Source organism: Sphingobacterium chuzhouense (assembly GCF_014692525.1).
Taxonomy (GTDB): Bacteria; Bacteroidota; Bacteroidia; order Sphingobacteriales; family Sphingobacteriaceae; genus Sphingobacterium; species Sphingobacterium chuzhouense.
Map to the genome: position 1 here is coordinate 782,844 of NZ_JACNYL010000002.1, position 19,185 is coordinate 802,028.

Below are 19,185 nucleotides of genomic sequence, written 5' to 3' on the forward strand. Positions count from 1 at the left end.
AGAAACAAACCTTTTGCTTATCTTTAACACGATGTCATGGATATACTTGGATAATAATGCCACCACTAAAATAGACCCTCTGGTCTTGGACGCAATGTTTCCTTTCTTGCAGGAGTCTTATGGAAATGCCTCCAGTATACAGCACCGTATCGGGCGTGAAGCCAACCAAGCCGTAGCGTTGGCACGCGAACAAATCGCGCAGAAGTTTCAGGTGAAAGAGAGTGAAATTTTCTTTAACTCTGGTGCAACGGAAGGTATCAACACGGTGCTTCGAGGAATTGCCTTCGCTTATGCTCGAAAGGGAAAACATATCATTACTTGCCAAACAGAACACAAAGCTGTCTTGACAACTTGTGCCCAATTAGAACGGAACGGTATCGAAATAACGTATTTGCCCGTCGATCATAACGGCGCAATAGATTTACAGATGCTTCGGGATAGCATACGCGCGGACACTGTTTTGGTATGTATCATGGCGGCAAACAACGAATCAGGTGTGGTACATCCTATCTCTGCGATAGCGCAGATTTGTCGAGAAAAGGATGTCCTGTTTTTCTGCGATGCGACACAAATGGTGGGCAAACAGGAAATAGATTTACAACAAATACCCATTGACATCCTGACCTTTAGTGCACATAAGTTCCATGGTCCCAAAGGTATAGGCGCATTATATGTACGTCGCAAACGTAAACCGATACAAATCCCCCCGTTAATATCAGGCGGACAGCAAGAAAAAGGTTTTCGTGGCGGAACATTAAATGTTCCAAATATTGTAGGTTGTGGGAAGGCACTGGAAATGGCAAATGCCTATCCAGAGATCGAACAATACCGGGATGAGCTGGAAAAAAAAATCAAGCTTCAAATCCCGGAGATTATTATTCATGGCGAACAGGCTCCGCGATTACACAACACTAGCTTCATCGCCTTCCGACATATTAAAGCAGCCGAGATCATGACCGCCCTCCCACATATTGCACTTTCTTCGGGTTCTGCCTGTACCTCCGGTTTATTGGATCCATCACATGTTTTAAAAGCAATGGGTGTTAGCGATGATGACGCCTACGCTAGTATCCGTTTTAGCTTGAGTAAATTTACCAAAAAAGCCGATGTGGAACAGACCATAAACGATCTTGCCAAGGCCGTTCAACGTCTCCGCTCCTCCTCTCCCATCTGGCAACTTTTTAAAGAGGGGCTGATACAGTGATGATTTTAGCAATTGCATTTACATTTTTTGACATTTCCTCAACCGCCAATAATTGGAAGTAAAAAAAAGAATAACGATTTTTGTACATTCAATAAAGAAAAACGATGAACGAATTGGTAACAATCACAGATAAAGCAAAGCAACGCATCGAGCAGATAATGCAGCAAGAAAAATACGACCAAAGCTACTTTGTGCGAGTTGCAGTAGAAAGCGGTGGGTGTTCCGGTCTTTCCTACAAACTATCGTTTGATAATGAAGAGAAAAAGGGAGATCAGTTTTGTGAAGACAAAGGTATTAGAATCTGTTTAGACATAAAATCTTATCTTTATTTAGCAGGAACGGAGTTGGATTATTCGGACGGACTTGCAGGTAAAGGTTTTGAGTTTCACAATCCAAATGCATCGCGCACTTGCGCATGTGGCGAGAGTTTCTCCGTATAACCCTATTCTACAGGATATTATTAAAAGGGAGTTGTTTGAACAACTCCCTTTTTAGTAAAATTTTCAAAACATCATTTGTTTTGTTAATAAAACCTTTATTTTTGCTTATAAAATTTAAAAAAATATCAATCTTTAATAACTGGATTATGATATTTTGAGCGCTAACATTTTTATGGGACGTAACTTACTAAAAACAGAACAAGCTATCACGTTTGTTAAGGACATTTTTTCGCAGAAACTAATTCAGGTATTAAATCTTATCCCTGTTTCCTCGCCGTTGGTTGTATTGGATGGGACAGGTATCAATGATGATCTCAACGGCATCGAACGCCCCGTAGGGTTCCCTATCAAATCATTAAACGAACAGCGTGCGGTTGTCGTACACTCCTTAGCGAAGTGGAAAAGAGTACGATTAAAAGAATTGGAGATACAGTCAGGAGAAGGTATATTGACCGATATGCGTGCTTTACGTCCAGATGAGGACTATAGTCCTATCCATTCCATCTATGTAGATCAATGGGACTGGGAAAAACACATCGACAGTGAGGATCGTACGCTGCCTTATCTAAAAAATACGGTATTAAAAATCTATCAAGCGCTTTATGAAACAGAACAAGAAGTAGCGCAACGGTATCCGGAAAAACAAGCTGTACTTCCTAAAGATATTCATTTCATTGCTTCCGAGGAACTTCTAGCGAAGTATCCCGATTTAACGCCGAAGGAGCGAGAGAATGCTATTGCCAAAGAACATGGCGCTGTATTTATTTATGGTATTGGAGGTGAGCTTAGTAACGGATTTCCACATGACGGACGTGCGGCTGACTATGACGACTGGAGTACTGATGATGAAAACGGACATAAGGGCTTAAATGGTGACATATTAGTATGGAATCCTATTTTACATGCCGCATTCGAACTTTCCTCGATGGGTATTCGGGTTGATAAAAAAGCCTTATTGCACCAACTGGAACTCAGAGGTAGTCTAGAACGGGCGACACTCCCTTTTCACACGATGTTATTAAACAATCAGCTTCCTCCATCTATCGGTGGTGGTATTGGTCAATCGCGTGTTTGTATGTTTATGCTTAAAAAAGCACATATCGGCGAAGTACAAGTAAGTATATGGGATAATGAGCAACGAGATATATTAGCATCGCAAAATATCAATTTGCTGTGATTATCTTTGATGAGCCCTTTGGGGTTCTTCATTAAAAACAAACACGTATGAATAATTCATCTTACATGCATAAATGGTTATATTGCATATAACGGCGAATTTATTTAGGTTTGCGGTACGAATTGAAATAGAATAGAAAAACGATATGATTATACAACCACGTGTAAGAGGTTTTATCTGCTTAACTTCACACCCGGAAGGAACTGCCCAACATGTTAAGCAACAGATAGACCATGTAAAATCCAAGGGCAAAATAGAAAACGGCCCTAAAAAAGTTTTGGTAATCGGTGCTTCCACCGGTTTTGGTTTGGCTTCCCGTATTACTGCTGCCTTTGGTTCAGACGCTGCCACGATTGGTGTTTTTTTTGAAAAACCCGCCGCCCCAGGTAAACCGGGTACCGCCGGCTGGTATAATACAGCTGCCTTTGAAAACGAAGCACATGCTGCTGGACTTTATGCAAAAAGCATCAATGGCGATGCCTTTTCTGATGAAATCAAAACGCAGACTATCGACCTAATCAAAGAAGACCTCGGACAGGTGGATTTAGTCGTATATTCATTAGCTTCCCCACGCCGTACCCACCCCAAAACGGGTGTAGTTCATACGTCGGTTTTGAAGCCTATCGGACAAGCTTTTACTGATAAAACGGTAGATTTCCACTCTGGTGTTGTCTCCGATATTTCCATCCAACCAGTCGAAAGCGAAGACGATATCCATAACACAATTGCCGTTATGGGAGGCGAAGATTGGAAGTTTTGGATAGAGCAACTGAAAGAAGCTGGCGTATTGGCAGAGGGTGTAAAAACGGTTGCCTATTCTTATATTGGACCAGAGCTTACTTATCCAATTTACAGAAACGGTACAATTGGTAGGGCAAAAGACGATCTGGAAGGTACTGTGCCGGTTCTCAACGATTTGCTGAAAGATATAGGTGGTATTAGTTATGTTTCTGTAAATAAGGCATTGGTAACACAATCGAGTTCTGCAATTCCGGTTGTTCCACTCTACATCTCCTTGCTCTATAAAGTCATGAAAGAGAAAGGTATACACGAAGGTACTATCGAGCAAATGCAGCGGTTATTTGCTGATCGTCTTTATGCCAATGGCGAAATACCGTTAGACGAAAAAGGACGTATCCGAGTAGACGATTGGGAAATGCGGAAAGACGTACAAACGGAAGTGGCGAAACTATGGGATGAAATTACCACAGAAAATCTGGAGCAAATATCCGACATAGCCGGTTATCGTAATGACTTTTTTAACTTGTTCGGCTTCAATTTTGACACGGTAGATTATGATAAGGACACCAACGAAGTAGTCAAAGTACCGAGTATAAAAGAATAGATAGTTTCTATTAGAAAGAATAAAAAAAGGCAGTAGAATTTATTATCCTACTGCCTTTTTTTATTCTTTCTATTTCCTTCCTCCTGTTTTCCAATGGAAGAAATAAGTTGAGAATTAATCAATTTAATTTCATCTATATAATTGCAATAACACCTTAATAGACAAGGAAAAAAACAAATAAAAAACAATTCCACCCTATTGATATTTCCAATATAATTAGTCAACTTTACAAAGTATAGATAATAACAGATAAAAAGAAAAACATACCATGGCGAGAAAGAAAAATAAAGCTGTTGAAGCGTCAGAAATTGTACAAGAAAAAAAACCACGTAAAATTGTAGCTGGTCCGATACGGGACAAAGAGCGAACAAAACGTAGGTTGATAGCAACAGTAGGCAAGGTTTTGCAAAAATACACGTATGCGGGGCTTACCATTACCAATATAGCGAAAGAGTCCGGCCTAAACCCCAAACTCATATATCTATATTTTGGAAACTTGGACGGATTGATAGAGGAATATATCCTAGAAAAAGATTTTTGGGCAGGAAAACTTAAAACACAAATAATAGAGTTTGCAGAAAATCCAAAACCCATTAATGCGCAAGATACCAACGACTTATTCCAACTACAATTTGATTCGTTCCTAAAAGATAAGTCCATGCAACGTATTATCCATTGGGAAATGGGTGTAAAAAACAAATTATTACGAAAAATCGCTGAAGATCGGGAAGAAGTCGGTAAAAGTGCCCTTGATGTTATCGCTGCCCAATTTGAGGATACCGACGTAGACATTCAAGCCACGCTCGCCGTTATTCTTGGTGGAATTTACTATTTAACATTACATGCCAAAAACAACGGAAGCACAGTCAGCGGTATTGACATTAACGAGGACGAAGGTCGGGAACGTATCGAAAAAACAATCGAAAGATTGATCTTTAGAGACTTTGAAGATGCCAAAAAGAAAAAGACCTCCAAAGGAAAAAAATAAAAGGTAATCAAGCATCGTTGAATTGAATAGGGGTACTATGATACCCCTTTTTTTTGTAATTTTGCCGTATGTCTATATTAAACCAAAAATTCGATACGTTGCATGATACGGCACCGTTTTCACAAATAAAAAACGAAGATTATCTACCGGCATTTGACGCCGCCATCGAAAAGACAGAAGCAGAAATCGCTGCCATCATCTCCAACCCGGATACACCTACTTTCGAGAATACCGTAGCAGCAATGGCCTACTCTGGCATGGAACTAGACCGCATCTCTAATATATTTTTTAACTTACATTCCGCCGAAACGAACGATGAGCTCGATAAAATAGCCCAAGAGGTTGCTCCAAAGCTATCCAAGCTTGCTAACGACATCACGTTGAATCCACAGTTATTCGAACGGATAAAAAAAATATACGATCAAAAAGACACACTTTCGTTAAACGCCGAGCAGCTAACGTTATTACAAAAATCTTATCGCGATTTTGTTAGAAACGGCGCCTTATTGAATGATGAAAAGAAAGAAACGTTACGTCAAATAGATGCTGAGCTCGCGGTATTAAAGCTAAAATTCGGAGAAAATGTATTGGCTGAGACGAATGCATATCAACTACACATTACGGATGAGGGGGATCTAGCCGGTCTACCCGAAGGCACTATCGAAGCGGCGCAAGGGCTAGCCAAAGCACAGGATAAAGCAGGATGGATATTCACATTAGACTATCCAAGTTACATTCCCTTCGTAACGTATGCAGATAACCGCTCACTTCGTCGCGAAATTACCATTGCTGCCGGACGTAAAGCTTTTCAGGATAATGAATACAATAATGAAGAAAACATCCTTAAAATTGTGCGTTTGCGTTTCCAACGTGCCCAATTGCTAGGTTATGATACGCATGCCCATTTCGTGCTGGAAGAGCGTATGGCACAGCATCCCTCAAGCGTGGAAGCGTTCTTAAATGATTTGTTGTATAAAGCAAGGCCCGCTGCGGAACAAGAGTTTCGGGATCTAAGTATTTTTGCGAACGAACTACATGGAATAGAACAACTTGAAAAATGGGATACGGCGTACTATAGTGAGAAGTTGAAGCAAGAAAGATTTGATTTAGACGACGAGTTGTTAAAACCCTATTTTCAGCTTGAAAATGTACTGGATGGCGTTTTTACCATAGCCCAGAAGCTTTACGGTCTACATTTTCACGAAGTGCAACACATCGATAAATACCACGAAGAGGTACGTACGTTTGAGGTTACAGATGATAGCAAGCGCTTAATCGCTATATTCTACGCTGATTTCTTTCCGAGAAAAGGTAAACGTAACGGCGCTTGGATGACATCTTTTAAACCACAATACCGCAAAGATGGCCAAGATGAACGCCCCCATATATCGATTGTATGCAATTTTACACGTCCGACAGCTACAAAACCTTCTCTCTTGACTTTTAATGAGGTTAGCACGCTCTTCCATGAGTTCGGTCACGCCCTGCACGGTATGTTGGCCGATACAGTCTACCCTAACCTTTCAGGAACTTCTGTCTTTTGGGATTTTGTGGAATTGCCCAGTCAGATCATGGAAAACTGGTGTTATGAAAAAGAGGCACTGGAGATTTTTGCTAAACATTATCAAACCGGAGAAACTTTACCGATGGAACTTATTGATAAAATCAAGGCATCGGCGTCGTTTATGGAAGGGATGGCGACTCTACGTCAACTTGGCTTCGGACTATTAGATATGGGTTGGCACGCACAAGACCCAACAAGCGTCAACAATATAAAGTCATTTGAAAATAGATGTTTTACTTCGACGCAACTGCTACCTGACGTTCAGGAAAATGCAATGAGTCCATCATTTTCACATATATTCAATGGCGGATATTCTTCAGGATATTACAGCTATAAATGGGCAGAAGTATTGGATGCTGATGCGTTTGCATATTTTCAAGAAAAAGGGATTTTTGATCGAACAGTTGCTGATAAATTCAAGGAAAATATTCTTTCTAAGGGAGGTGTCGAACATCCCATGACGCTTTATAAGCGGTTCCGTGGCAAGGAACCCAATGTAGACGCATTATTGAAACGAGCGGGGTTAATCAAATAATCGCTACAAATCTGGTTTAAAAATCGCTTTCCTTTTCTAATACAGGAAATAGTCTTTAATTTTAATTATTAGTCATTATTTCTTAAAAATATATTATGAGCAAATTAGAAGAAAAAATCGCCGCTTATGTGGCGGAAGCGAAAAAACTAAACCTTTCTCTTGATGAAAAGTTAATCGCCGCAGTAGCTAAAGGATTAGGTCCGTCTATTTATAATGCAGACGCTGAAACCATCGCCGCCTCCGATAAAGCAGAACTTGATCGTGTGAAGACCAACTTTTTAGTGAAGAAGTTGGGGTTAGCAGATGGTCCGGCATTGGACGCCGCTATGGAAGAAGTTATCGAGCAGGTTGGAAAATCAAACAGGAACAAATATCGTGTTATCGTTTATGCATTGCTCGTTAAGAAGTTCAAAAAGGAAAGTGTATATTCCTAAGCAAAGTGGACGAACATTAAAAAGCTCGATCCTATTTAAAGGATCGAGCTTTTTAATGTTATGTTATGTTAGGCCTGGGTAACCGCGACGTTTCGTTTAGGATACCATAAGGACACCAAATAGACTGTCAATACCGCGAGCGGGAAAGAAATCAGTGCTGGATTTTCCAGTTGATGCAGTGCATTTGTTGGATCCAACCCGTATTTATCCCACATCGTGGGCGAAGTAAGGATAATCAACAAAGACGATATAATGCCCACAATGATCGATGCCGCTATTCCCTTTTCCGAAGTTTTCTTCCAAAAAAGTAAAAACAGGATAGCCGGCAAATTCGCTGATGCAGCGATAGCAAATGCCCAGCCTACCAAGAAAGAAACATTTATTCCTTTGAATGCCATACCTAGTAAGATAGCAAAAATCCCTACTGCAAAAGCAGCAATCTTTCCGACTTGAACTTTCCGATGGTCACTCATATTTCGTTTTAGATATATATCAATGAAATCATGCGCTATCGCGCCTGAAGAGGCCACAATCAATCCCGCTACCGTTCCCAATACCGTAGCAAACGCCACCGCAGAGATAATTGAAAATAGTACGGCACCAAATGCGCGCGCCAATAACGGAGCAGCCATATTACTTGATTCCACATCTAAAACGCCATTCACCGCCGACCCAAGTCCCATAAATAAGGTAAGAATATAAAAACCTCCAATGGCAGCTATCGCTAGAATAGTTGATTTTCTTGCATCACGTGGTGTTTTAACGGTATAATAACGAATAAGGATATGTGGTAGCGCAGCCGTTCCTAAAAACAATGCTAGCATCAAGGAAATGAAATCCAGTTTGCTCCACAGATTCGCATCACGACCGATCTTATACTTGAGACCGGGAAGCATAAAAGACTGACCCGTCGTAGGCTCCTGATAATAAAGTGAAACCTGATCCGACCCATCCGCAAATTTTACTTGCATGAACCGGACAATTTCACTCTCTTGCAGTGTCGATAGAAATTCGAATGGCCCAACTGGACCTGTTTGTTGTACTTCCTGCCCATTTACTACAATCTTGCTCATATGTCCTACCTGATAAAATCGGCGATTTTCCTTAGGCTCTCCGTTGTACAACGCTTGCCCATTGGCCTGTTGCGTAACAGTTAACGTTTCTTTCAATGAAGACCCGTTTTGGTCTTTCGTCCAATCAAACCATCGTTCAACCCCGTTTTGTGTAAGCTTAACAAATGTTTTATCTCCAACGGTCTGCTGTGCAACGACATTCCAGCCGGACACAGCTGTCACCTTATCATTCTCGACTTGTGGCGTCAGTTCCATAAATGTATAGTGACTACTGCTACCTTTAAAATCGGGTGTTAGCGTCAATCCGTTCTTCAAAATAAAGAATGTAAGCACCACAGAAAGTATAATCAGTAAACCACCCTTTAAGAATTGTACATAGGTCGTAGAGGCCATACCAGCACTAGCTACAATGATGATCACGATTGCTCCTACCAACAACACACCTGCCCAATGTGGCATACCTAGAAGAGGCATTACCAAATCACCAGCTCCCACCATCTGGGGAATGAGATAGAAGACCGATACGATCAACGTACTGATAGACGCTGATAGCGTTATTGCACGCGAATTAAATTTGGCATTCAGGGCATCTGTAAAGGTATATTTTCCTAGGCGTTTAAAAGGTTCGGCAATGAGAAACAGTGCAACTATCCACCCTGCTAAAAAACCGATAGCATACAAAAATCCATCAAAGCCAGATATAGCAATCATCCCACATATTCCCAGAAAAGACGCCGCCGATAAATAATCGCCAGCAAAGGCAATTCCGTTGACTCCCCAGTGAATTTGTCCGCCTGCAGCATAGTAAGAAGAGGACGAGCGCGTTTTTCTTCCAAAATAGAAAGAAAGCCCCACTACCAGCCCAACAAAAATAAAAAAGAATATAAGTGCAGTGTACGAAATTTCGTAAATCATACAGTACCTCCCTCTTCTATTTCATCAGATTGTTCAGCATCCGCTTCATCTTCGTATTTCGTACAATAGTAGTTATACACTACTCCGAGAATAACAGCAAATACAATAAGGCCAATTCCATATGCTAGGGCCAAATTAAGCCCCCCGAGTACTTGAAAAGCTAATAATTCATACTGAAATACGCCAATCAGCACAAAACCGGCATAGCAAATAAGGTAAATGAAAAATAAGCGTATGCCTAAGGCAGATTTTCGCTTGGTCAGACTTTCTTTTTCTGTAGACGTGTTGTTAACGTGCATAATATTTTTTTGGAACGGTTTATAAATTGAAACATCGGCTGCATAATTATACTATGCAGCCGACACACATAAACAAATGTAACCAAAAACAGGAAAAGTTTGTATATTTTTTGAAATTTTAAAACAGTTTACCCCGACCATCACTATTTTAGTATCTCTTGAATCAATAATTAGGTTCAGCAAGAATTTCATATCCAAAACCATCTTCCTGCCAGGTGTCACCCTTTATAAGAGCGATATTAGATTTTTCAGCGATCCACACTTTTACCACTTGGTCCCTTTTTATATCCGTCTTGAAGAGCAAATAAAAAAGAAAATCTTTTTGAACATAATAAATCTGAATTTTAGAAATCAAACAAAGAGCAAATATATAAATAATATATATGAGAAAAATCTCTATATTGCCTCAATGATTACATTTCCGAAGGGTAGTATGCTTTGACAAAATCATCTAGGTATTCAGCACCGATAGAAAGAGGTATGTCATAATCTAGTAGATAAAACTGTCTCATCGCCCGGGAAAATTTCATTACCTTATGGATATTAACAACATAACTACGGTGTGCTTGGATAAATATATTGCGAGGTAATATAGACAATAATTCCCGAAGGGTAGTACGAGCCTTTATCTTCCGTTTGTCAGACAGATGAAAACAGACATAATTTTTATCGCTTTTTATCAAACCTACTTCTGCAAAAACGATTTTTGTATCAAATCCCTCCTTTACATCCTTCACAAACATAAAACCTCTTCCAGAGGCTTCAGAACGAGCGGGTTTCCATATCACACGATTTATAGCCTCTGCCAAGCGGGCATAATCGACGGGTTTGGGAATACAGTCGTCGACCTCTATATTGAAGGCATCCATGGCGCGCTCTGCATACGCGGTGACCAAAATTACCGCGGGGCGGGGCTGCATAGACTTGACTAAGGAAATGCCATCGAACCCTTCCATAACAACGTCCGAAATCAAAAGATCTACGGGATTGTTTCGCATATATTGGAGTGCACGCACGCTGTCTGTCTCGGTACCAACAACGATCAAACGGCTATCCGTCTGCAAATAAGTATATAATACACGCAACATGACCGGATCGTCATCCAAAAGGAATACACGTAATCTACCGCTAGGCTGATCCATGTTCACTTTGTTTAATGGTCAGCTCCACAAAGAAATAGCCTAAACGCTTGCCGTAGCGCAAGCTGTATCGCTGTTGTGCCAGAAGATCTAAACGTTCTTGGACACTGGATAATCCAATACCGCTACTACGTCCGAACTGCCGTTTACCTTCGAATTTGTTGATGGCAACAAACGTAAACATATCGTCTTGACATTCTAATTTTATTTTAACGGAACGACCACTCCCCTTAACGGACGCATACTTTAAGACATTGTCCATGAAACTCAACAGTAAAACAGGTGGTACCTTATGTCCTTCTAGCGTTCCTTTTTTCACGTATTCCACCACATCATTACGCCCATGTTGGAGACGTATGACATCGATCAGACTTTCTACCTGATTGATCTCCTCCCGTAAGCTGATCATCGTAAGCCGGGCTTGCGTTTTTTCGTAACTGTATCGTTGGACGCTCCCTAACCTGCCCAATGATCTTGCAAACTCCCAATTTCCTTTCAACGCTAGTTGATTTGCTATCGCTGAAAGCACATTGTATTGAAAATGACCATCCAATACAAATCGCAATTGCTGCTCTTTTAGCTCGCTGTTCTCATTTTTCTGCTGCTTAAGAACAGTGATTGCATGAATACCCCATATAATCAGCTTCAACAGAAACACATGTGACAACAGTTTACAATATTCGACGATCCATGTGGAGAAAAGATCACTCCACATCAGTCTGTATTCATTGTTATAGAATACGATTCCATATAACGGAAACAACTTATAAATCATCAAATAAGCTATGCTCACCAATGCCGGATAAAGTAGAAGCAGCATAAAAATGCAGTATTTCCAGGCACGTCGGGTCGCGCTGTACCCAATAATAAACCAAACAATATAGAAAAGCGGAATGTAGAGCAAAAGGAAACTCCCCACCGCTAGGTATATATTGCCCTCAAATTCGTTTTGATTACGCGAAACAGTTAACCAATAGTAAGCCACCCACCCTAATAGATGGATGAGAATGTGAACAGGAACTTTAAGTTCAGCTATTTTCTTCATCGCGGTTGAATAAGGTAGTGCTTCACATAAGTTTAGGATGTCAACACAAACTTTCTTCCGCTAAAATTACAAAAAATATTTAACTCTTCATCTGCCTTGTCAAACGTTTCCACTTACGCATACACAAAAAAGATAATTTTCCGATTTCCTGACAGGTGTATCGAGGACTGATCATCATATAATACCGAGTTCCCACACGACAAGGCCAGTATGACTGATATCGTCTTGTTTTGTTGCTTCGTTCCCGCTTTCCAGGCATAGTATGCACATATAGCCATCCTTCCCACATCTCTGGTTTGGAGGAAATAACTTCCTGTAGATGTGTATATAACGTCCGAAACACACGCGAGATGTAGTATTCCAATGGTTCTTCACTATTTGGGGAAATAGTGGGGTAGCTTTTGTAAAGTGTATTTTCCTGATCGTCCAAAGAAGAAAGAATTGGATAGATGGGAATATTCCGTTTATGTGATAGTACAGCTAAGCCTTTACGTACAAGAAGATTACAATTGAAAAACGGCACCTCCTCGCTATCTGCACCATCTTTTGCTGGTATTGACCCGTGATTTCCATCCATATATACCAAAACATGATAACCATTCCGTAAGGCTCCCAACAATTTGATGAGACAATTGCTGGCATCGGCATCGATTAACTGTAACGCTCCAGCATTTTCCATTTTCGCATGTTGCGCAAACAGGTAGTCTCCTTGCTCGGCTATAATCTCGCTGGACATAACAACGGCCACCTGTAGTCCTTGCATACACATAACACGGTTAAGTAGGCGATATGAGCCCGTGTGAAATGTGGCTACAATACCAGGTCGACCCTTGATTTGTTCAATATATGAGGTCAAACCCACTAAAACTTCTTGTTTGACTGGCAGTACTTCCGACAACTGATCGTCTGAAGCGCGATACCTGGACGTTACTAAACGGCGATAAATATCGGGATAATTAACGGTATCTATCTGTGGACAAAATCTATACAGGTTAGCGGCAAATAAAGCATAAAGCCAAGATGTTGCCACGTCATTCTCGCTCGTCGTGCTTCTTTCCAAAAAATCCATTATCATACATATTACTGTTGAATCTGAAATTAGAAGTAAAACGAAAGCCTGATCTCCGATGTGCCAAGTCAGGCTTTCTATAACTAATTTAATTTAGATCGTTCTAAAAAAACATTTTGGTTCTTTCTTAGAAGCAGCTTCAACATCCCAAAATGCTACCATTGTTGGCAAAGCCACCTGTGCCCGACGACCTGTGATCGCTTTACGTAACCATACTTTTAAAATCTTCATGTCTTTCAAATTAAGTGTTAATACTAAGCTTTCATGGTGTGGTCAGTTCCCATGCCCATAGTCCCGTCCGGATCGGGGTTCCATGAAATACACCAAAAAATTAAGTAAATCTTTTGAAGATAAAGATATAAAGGGACAATATTCATTATCTTAGTGACAAGCCTATAAAAGAACACTATAAAATAATACATACCTAAAAAAGAACATTTAGTCACCGATTCAACAATATTTGCCACAGACATAAGTTTGTCAAAAGAAATTAAAACAAAAATTTTAAGGGTAAAACGCCTTTTGTTTGTCTATTGTATAAAAGGGGATATTGAAACCCATAATATTAGGTATTCGTAATCGAGGAATGTTACAAAACAAAGAAAAAGAGAAAAGTTTCGAAACGGTTTTCCGGAAGTACTTTAAGGAATTACACCGTTATGCATACCGAATGCTTGAAGATACTGATATCGCCGAAGAAGTTGTGCAACAAGTTTTCTTGCGTTTGTGGGAACGAGATTGGGAACAAACGATACAAACCTCATTGAAAGCATACTTGTATAGAGCTGTGCATAATCATAGCGTAAATATAATCAAGCGAAACAAATTGCAACAACAATATGAAGCCGATCAGGCTACACACGCAGATACGCAACAGGAAATGCATGTGAGCGATGTAGAATTAAAAAAGCAATTGCATATTGCCCTAGCTCGATTGCCTGAAAAAAGTAGAACGGTGTTCGAAATGAGCCGTTTTCAGGAATTACGCTATCAGGAGATTTCCGACATGCTCAACATACCTTTGAAAACGGTCGAAGGTCACATGACAAAAGCGTTAAAACACTTGCGTCTACATCTGGTGGACTATCTAAATGTTTTGGTTTTATTATGTATAGACAGGCTATGAAAAAGGATTCAATTATAAGATATATCAACGGCAACGCAAATCCCGAAGAACGCATGCACATAGAACAGTGGCGCAAGGAAGATTTGCTACATGAAAAAGAGTATTTGGATATAAAGGAAATGTGGGAAATGACCGAATTAAAGAAAGAAGTGCCCGATATAGATGTAAACCGTGCATGGGATAATTTTATTCATTTACGGAATGAACGGGTAGCAGGTCGCCAAGCATCCGTCCGCAACATAAACTTAAAAAAGAAGCTGTGGTGGGGGGCCGCTTCCATCGCCATATTGGGTATCGTTTCTTTTTGGCTAATACGCCCTCTATTGTCGGACGACCTACACCTCGAAACGGCGAATCAATTCCAGCACCACTCTTTACCTGACGGCAGTTCGGTCCATTTAAACAAGAATACCGACTTATATTATCATCAGGGTTGGCGAGATAAAAATAGGCAGGTTTATATCCGACGCGGTGAAGCATTTTTTGATGTTCAGAAAGACGCGAAACGACCGTTTGTGATCAAAAGTGGTAACACACGTATAACTGTTTTAGGCACTAGTTTTCATGTACGTCGGGAACAATTTGAAACGGAAGTTATCGTGGCCAGCGGCTCCGTTAAAGTCAACCATGCCGATCAAGAAATTGTTTTGAAACCAGAACAGTCTGTGATCGTCTCCGACACGAGCCGGCTGGCTCTAAAAGTAGATACGGTTCCGGATCATCTGTATCGTTATTATATTCATCAACAGTTCGTTTTTGAAAACACATCACTCGCTCGCGTTTTTGCTACATTGAGTAAAGCCTACGATGTGGAATTTGTTATTGATAACCCTAAAACAGCACAATTACCGCTTACTGTAACCTTTGAACAGCAGACACTTTCTGAAATGCTCCTGGTTATCACAAAAACATTCAATCTAAACATTGAAAAAAAGAAAAACAAATATCATATCAACTAGTTTATGTCGAAATATAATATCATCCAACATATCAAAATTATCATTTATATTATCAAAAAGGCAAAGCTGTTTGCGGCCTTCCTATGTTTTTTCGTTGTACAACTTTCTGCGCAAAGCCGATTGAGCGAAACGATCAATATGCCACATTTTGAACAAGCGAGTCTTCGACAAATTTTCGGTGTATTAAAAGAAAAACAACATTTGGAATTTTCGTACGATAGCCGTCTATTAACCATGGATAGCATCCTATCCAAACAATCTTTCAAAGGCTTATGTATTGATTATTTGGAATATCTGTTCGGAACAGATTTTGCTTTTAAGGAAACCGCTTCGCATATTATTATCAGTTACGCCCCGCAACGTATGGCAATAAATGCGGACGTCAACACTAACGAGAAAAACCGAGCGGTAGTTTCTGGATATGTACGCGATTTGCGGACGAACCGGGCTATAGCAGACGCCAGTGTCTATGATAAGCTGACGCTGAATACCTCTACGCTATCCGATAAGAACGGATATTTTACGTTAGATATCAAAAAGCCAGACCACCTGATAGCTATTTCATTGAATAAGACAAATTATAGGGACACCTCCGTTATGTTTTTGCTGCCCGTGGAAGCAATAGTCCTCCGGGATAAGAAAACGGGATATTATCGAGCAGCACAAGACAGCAAGAATGTTTTCAACAATTTTTTCGGAAAATTCTTCACTACAACTTCTCAACATATTCAAAGCACGAACCTGAACGGCTTTTTCGCATACAGTCCATTTCAAGTGTCACTAACTCCTAGCCTAAGTACACATGGTCTTTTCAATGCTCAAGTGGTCAATAAGTTTTCGTTGAATATTATTGGAGGTTCGACGGCAGGCGTAAACGGCACCGAACTGGCGGGAGGATTCAATGTCAACCAATACGACATGCGAGGTGCACAATTTTCAGGCGTCTTAAATATAGTAGGGGGTGACATGAAGGGAGTTCAAATGGCTGGAGCAGGAAATGTATTGCTTCATAACCTGAAAGGATTACAAATGGCCGGTGTATGGAATACCTCCGATACCTTAAAAAAAGGAGCCCAGGTAACGGGCGGTATGAATATCACCAATGAATCGGCAGGATTACAATTAGCAGGTGCGATGAATATTTCACACGAAAAAGCAGGTAGCCAAGTTGCCGGAGGGATAAACGTTGCAAAAAAAGTGACAGGTATACAACTAGCTGCTCTTTTGAACATTGCAGATAGCAGTGATTATCCAATTGCCGTCTTAAACTTAATTAAATATGGACGAAAAGAAATCTTACTACAGATGGACGAAAGCCGTTTGATAAGTTTTAGGTTTCGTTCCGGCGGACGAGTTATGTACAGTGTAATTGGCATTGGCTGTTATTTAGAACAAAAAGACCTCCAATATGGAGCAGAATTCGGATTAGGCGCATTTCTGATAGACAGGCAAAAGTTCAGTTTGGCTACAGAATTGGTGCAACGCTACAATTTTAATAAACGATTACACTTTCACGATGCATTTCGATCTACATTTAGCGTCATTCCTCATTGGCATATCACCAAGCATTGGCACCTCTATACAGCGCCTTCCCTAGCCTATTCCGAATCAACAACCTCCGACAACAAGCTACCCGGAACCTTTCACCTCGGCGGCGCTATGGGGGTATCTTTTGCCTTTTAGTCCCAAGAAGAAAACAGCTACCGAACGCTTGTCGTATATATAAAATATCTACAGCAACTAGCTAACCCCTATTTTTCACCCCTAAAAAACAGCCATATACCGTGGAAATTATACTTCCTCCAGTTTTATTTGGCGGTAAAAATTTAAATATACAATTTAGCATCACCGTGAAAAAGAAAGCTATTCTGTATGTTTCTGATGTCAAAAATAAATAAAAACTGAATTGTGATCGGCAAGACATCTTATATCGAAACATCAAATCAAGGAAGTATGAAAGGTCAGGTCGCGGGAACCGGGCGTGCCGCGTACCTGACTACTTCCTTTTATTTTTGACCGCAGAAGTTTGGAGATATATTCCTATCCCTGTAGTTTTATTTCTCCCAAATTTGGAACGTCTTTTAAATCAAACGGAGTTGCTTGATATACATAATAATTCAGCCAATTATTGAACAATAAGTTCGCATGGCTGGTCCAGCGCACCAACGGCGGATTATCGGGATTATTATCCACATAATAGTCTAGTGGCATATCAATGTTTAGCCCCTTTTCTAAGTCTCTTTTATATTCATCATCCAATGTGAGGGGTGCATATTCGGAATGACCGGTGAAATAGAATTCACGTCCTCCTCTGGAAGAGAGAATAGCAAGCCCCGCATCCTTTGATTCAGACAAAACAGAAATCGATTTTTTATCTGCTACTGATGTTTTTAAAATCGTAGTGTGACGGCTGTGTGGAATAAAAAACTCATCATCAAAGCCTCTGAACAATGGATGTCGTTTCTCGGTAACTGTATGCTTAAACACACCGAACAATTTTTCTTCCAAAGGTGATTTCTGGACCCCATAGAAATGATAGAGCGCTGCTTGAGAGGCCCAACAGATATACAATGTAGAGGTAACATGGGTTCTTGCCCAATCAAATATGCCCTTAATCTCCTCCCAGTAGGATACAGCCTCAAAATCCATCATCTCCACCGGTGCTCCGGTGATGATCATACCATCATAGAAATCATCGCGCACTTCACTAAATCCCTTGTAAAACATTTCCAAATGCTCTTCAGGTGTGTTTTTTGAAGTATGGGTGTCCAATCGTACAAATTCTATTTCGACTTGTAGAGGATTGTTGGACAACAGCCTTATGAAATCAGTCTCCGTCGTTATCTTAAGGGGCATCAGATTAAGAATAAGCACACGTAACGGGCGAATGTCCTGTGCGGCCGCCTGTAAATCGCTCATCACAAATATATTCTCTTTCTCCAAAAGTTGAATAGCTGGAAGATTATCTGGTATCTTGACTGGCATACTATTTCCCTCGCTTAAGTTGATCTAAAAACTGACTGCAAAAATATAAAGAAATAATTGGAAGAAAAAACATCCAATTGTAAACGCCCCTCAAATCCTTTACAAGATTATGCGTCCGCATATGCACACCTTTTGTTCATATTCGAACAATCCGAAAAACAAAGAAAATCACAAACAGCTCATAATGAAACATTTTAATTTTTGGCAATGCGATTGGATAGTATAGACCAGAAGATATGAACAATAAAACCATAACGATAATCGGTAAAAAATTCACCGAACATTATACCGGTTTTACCGAGAAATATCAAATACTGGTCTAATTAGCATTTTGTACCAATCAATAGCAGACTACTTTTGAGTTAACGAAAAGGATGAAGGAATAAAGACAAAAAATATAAAGACAAAATTAACAATATTAAAAACTTACTACAATGAAAACGACAATCGCAACCATCGCAACAGCATTTATCATGATGACATCATTCAGTTCTTTTGCAGCTGAAAAAGTTAACCCGTTGAAAGATCTCAATTCAATGAACATCATCGCGACTTATTTAGAGGCCGCTACTGCTGGCAGCATCGAATTCAACAAATTCCTGTTTTCGGAAGATTTTGAATACCGAAATACAGCTAACAATATATGCTACAATAAAAAGACCTACACTAATTTTTTAAAGGCAAATAAGGGGTTGAAATTCAACTGTGAAACAACCTACGAGATGCTAGATGAAAGTGGCAAAGCCTGCGTCGCCAAGGCCATCATGAAATTCGATAACTTTACGCGTGTAGATTATATTACGCTAAACCACAGCCAAGACGGCTGGAAAGTAAGTAAAGTAGTAACGACCTACCCATAGAAACTGGGTATTTGTTTCAATGTTTAGT

18 protein-coding genes are annotated in these 19,185 nt (G+C 40.2%); 11 read left to right on the plus strand and 7 right to left on the minus strand.

All coding sequences use genetic code 11. The features are described from left to right. Positions 1-31: 31 nt before the first annotated feature. From H8B21_RS09735 to H8B21_RS09765, 7 genes are all read left to right on the plus strand, one after another. On the plus strand, positions 32-1,204 hold the full coding sequence (locus tag H8B21_RS09735) for a cysteine desulfurase family protein (protein ID WP_190313553.1): 1,173 nt from the start codon (positions 32-34) through the stop codon (positions 1,202-1,204). A gap of 113 nt (positions 1,205-1,317) precedes the next feature. Beyond that, entirely contained in the window at positions 1,318-1,644 is a 327-nt protein-coding gene (locus tag H8B21_RS09740) for a HesB/IscA family protein (protein ID WP_190314014.1), read from the plus strand. A gap of 172 nt (positions 1,645-1,816) precedes the next feature. Then, entirely contained in the window at positions 1,817-2,821 is a 1,005-nt protein-coding gene (gene asnA, locus H8B21_RS09745) for an aspartate--ammonia ligase (RefSeq protein ID WP_190313554.1), read from the plus strand. Positions 2,822-2,966: 145 nt separating this feature from the next. Beyond that, positions 2,967-4,166, plus strand: a complete 1,200-nt coding sequence (fabV, locus tag H8B21_RS09750) for an enoyl-ACP reductase FabV (RefSeq protein WP_190313555.1) — start codon at positions 2,967-2,969, stop codon at positions 4,164-4,166. A gap of 268 nt (positions 4,167-4,434) precedes the next feature. Beyond that, a complete protein-coding gene (locus tag H8B21_RS09755) occupies positions 4,435-5,154 on the plus strand; it encodes a TetR/AcrR family transcriptional regulator (protein WP_190313556.1) in 720 nt (239 codons plus the stop codon). 68 nt (positions 5,155-5,222) lie between these two features. After that, on the plus strand, positions 5,223-7,253 hold the full coding sequence (locus H8B21_RS09760; RefSeq protein WP_190313557.1) for a M3 family metallopeptidase: 2,031 nt from the start codon (positions 5,223-5,225) through the stop codon (positions 7,251-7,253). A 95-nt stretch (positions 7,254-7,348) separates the two neighbouring features. After that, a complete protein-coding gene (locus tag H8B21_RS09765; protein ID WP_190313558.1) occupies positions 7,349-7,687 on the plus strand; it encodes a DUF2853 family protein in 339 nt (112 codons plus the stop codon). 68 nt (positions 7,688-7,755) lie between these two features. On the opposite strand, the gene H8B21_RS09770 is transcribed toward H8B21_RS09765, so the two are convergent. The 6 genes from H8B21_RS09770 to H8B21_RS09795 all read right to left on the minus strand — a co-directional run bounded on the left by H8B21_RS09770 (position 7,756) and on the right by H8B21_RS09795 (position 13,458). Further along, on the minus strand, positions 7,756-9,675 hold the full coding sequence (locus H8B21_RS09770) for a solute symporter family protein (protein WP_190313560.1): 1,920 nt from the start codon (positions 9,673-9,675) through the stop codon (positions 7,756-7,758). Continuing rightward, on the minus strand, positions 9,672-9,974 hold the full coding sequence (locus tag H8B21_RS09775) for a DUF485 domain-containing protein (RefSeq protein ID WP_190313561.1): 303 nt from the start codon (positions 9,972-9,974) through the stop codon (positions 9,672-9,674). Before H8B21_RS09775 ends, H8B21_RS09770 begins: the two co-directional genes overlap by 4 nt. Positions 9,975-10,387: 413 nt before the next feature. Beyond that, positions 10,388-11,116, minus strand: a complete 729-nt coding sequence (locus H8B21_RS09780; protein WP_190313563.1) for a LytR/AlgR family response regulator transcription factor — start codon at positions 11,114-11,116, stop codon at positions 10,388-10,390. Next, positions 11,103-12,158 carry a histidine kinase gene (locus H8B21_RS09785; RefSeq protein WP_190313564.1) on the minus strand — a complete coding sequence of 352 codons (1,056 nt, stop codon included), beginning with the start codon at positions 12,156-12,158 and terminating at the stop codon, positions 11,103-11,105. Before H8B21_RS09785 ends, H8B21_RS09780 begins: the two co-directional genes overlap by 14 nt. A 79-nt stretch (positions 12,159-12,237) precedes the next feature. Then, positions 12,238-13,233 carry a lysophospholipid acyltransferase family protein gene (locus tag H8B21_RS09790; RefSeq protein WP_190313565.1) on the minus strand — a complete coding sequence of 332 codons (996 nt, stop codon included), beginning with the start codon at positions 13,231-13,233 and terminating at the stop codon, positions 12,238-12,240. A gap of 87 nt (positions 13,234-13,320) precedes the next feature. After that, on the minus strand, positions 13,321-13,458 hold the full coding sequence (locus tag H8B21_RS09795) for a hypothetical protein (protein WP_190313566.1): 138 nt from the start codon (positions 13,456-13,458) through the stop codon (positions 13,321-13,323). Between the two features lie 355 nt (positions 13,459-13,813). Here H8B21_RS09795 and H8B21_RS09800 point away from each other — a divergent pair, with 355 nt between their 5' ends. Genes H8B21_RS09800 through H8B21_RS09810 form a run of 3 tightly spaced genes read left to right on the plus strand, consistent with a single transcriptional unit; the run spans position 13,814 to position 16,995 of the window. Then, positions 13,814-14,353: an RNA polymerase sigma-70 factor gene (locus H8B21_RS09800; RefSeq protein WP_190313567.1), complete on the plus strand. Its 540-nt coding sequence runs from the start codon at positions 13,814-13,816 to the stop codon at positions 14,351-14,353. After that, on the plus strand, positions 14,350-15,312 hold the full coding sequence (locus H8B21_RS09805) for a FecR family protein (protein ID WP_190313569.1): 963 nt from the start codon (positions 14,350-14,352) through the stop codon (positions 15,310-15,312). Before H8B21_RS09800 ends, H8B21_RS09805 begins: the two co-directional genes overlap by 4 nt. 3 nt (positions 15,313-15,315) lie before the next feature. After that, complete coding sequence (locus tag H8B21_RS09810; protein WP_190313570.1) at positions 15,316-16,995, plus strand: peptidase associated/transthyretin-like domain-containing protein; 1,680 nt, start codon at positions 15,316-15,318, stop codon at positions 16,993-16,995. A 357-nt stretch (positions 16,996-17,352) separates the two neighbouring features. On the opposite strand, the gene metA is transcribed toward H8B21_RS09810, so the two are convergent. Further along, positions 17,353-18,297, minus strand: coding sequence for a homoserine O-acetyltransferase MetA (metA, locus tag H8B21_RS09815; protein ID WP_190313571.1), 945 nt, complete (start codon positions 18,295-18,297; stop codon positions 17,353-17,355). A gap of 434 nt (positions 18,298-18,731) precedes the next feature. Between metA and H8B21_RS09820 the strand changes: the two genes are divergently transcribed. After that, entirely contained in the window at positions 18,732-19,157 is a 426-nt protein-coding gene (locus tag H8B21_RS09820) for a hypothetical protein (RefSeq protein ID WP_190313572.1), read from the plus strand. Positions 19,158-19,185: the final 28 nt, after the last annotated feature.

What these genes read in the sequence shown, in the direction of transcription:
- H8B21_RS09735 (WP_190313553.1), top strand. Translation starts at nt 32, where the DNA reads ATGTCATGGATATACTTGGATAATAATGCCACCACTAAAATAGACCCT.
- asnA (WP_190313554.1), top strand. Translation starts at nt 1,817, where the DNA reads ATGGGACGTAACTTACTAAAAACAGAACAAGCTATCACGTTTGTTAAG.
- fabV (WP_190313555.1), top strand. Translation starts at nt 2,967, where the DNA reads ATGATTATACAACCACGTGTAAGAGGTTTTATCTGCTTAACTTCACAC.
- H8B21_RS09755 (WP_190313556.1), top strand. Translation starts at nt 4,435, where the DNA reads ATGGCGAGAAAGAAAAATAAAGCTGTTGAAGCGTCAGAAATTGTACAA.
- H8B21_RS09760 (WP_190313557.1), top strand. Translation starts at nt 5,223, where the DNA reads ATGTCTATATTAAACCAAAAATTCGATACGTTGCATGATACGGCACCG.
- H8B21_RS09765 (WP_190313558.1), top strand. Translation starts at nt 7,349, where the DNA reads ATGAGCAAATTAGAAGAAAAAATCGCCGCTTATGTGGCGGAAGCGAAA.
- H8B21_RS09770 (WP_190313560.1), bottom strand. Translation starts at nt 9,675, where the DNA reads ATGATTTACGAAATTTCGTACACTGCACTTATATTCTTTTTTATTTTT.
- H8B21_RS09775 (WP_190313561.1), bottom strand. Translation starts at nt 9,974, where the DNA reads ATGCACGTTAACAACACGTCTACAGAAAAAGAAAGTCTGACCAAGCGA.
- H8B21_RS09780 (WP_190313563.1), bottom strand. Translation starts at nt 11,116, where the DNA reads ATGGATCAGCCTAGCGGTAGATTACGTGTATTCCTTTTGGATGACGAT.
- H8B21_RS09785 (WP_190313564.1), bottom strand. Translation starts at nt 12,158, where the DNA reads ATGAAGAAAATAGCTGAACTTAAAGTTCCTGTTCACATTCTCATCCAT.
- H8B21_RS09790 (WP_190313565.1), bottom strand. Translation starts at nt 13,233, where the DNA reads ATGATAATGGATTTTTTGGAAAGAAGCACGACGAGCGAGAATGACGTG.
- H8B21_RS09795 (WP_190313566.1), bottom strand. Translation starts at nt 13,458, where the DNA reads ATGAAGATTTTAAAAGTATGGTTACGTAAAGCGATCACAGGTCGTCGG.
- H8B21_RS09800 (WP_190313567.1), top strand. Translation starts at nt 13,814, where the DNA reads ATGTTACAAAACAAAGAAAAAGAGAAAAGTTTCGAAACGGTTTTCCGG.
- H8B21_RS09805 (WP_190313569.1), top strand. Translation starts at nt 14,350, where the DNA reads ATGAAAAAGGATTCAATTATAAGATATATCAACGGCAACGCAAATCCC.
- H8B21_RS09810 (WP_190313570.1), top strand. Translation starts at nt 15,316, where the DNA reads ATGTCGAAATATAATATCATCCAACATATCAAAATTATCATTTATATT.
- metA (WP_190313571.1), bottom strand. Translation starts at nt 18,297, where the DNA reads ATGCCAGTCAAGATACCAGATAATCTTCCAGCTATTCAACTTTTGGAG.
- H8B21_RS09820 (WP_190313572.1), top strand. Translation starts at nt 18,732, where the DNA reads ATGAAAACGACAATCGCAACCATCGCAACAGCATTTATCATGATGACA.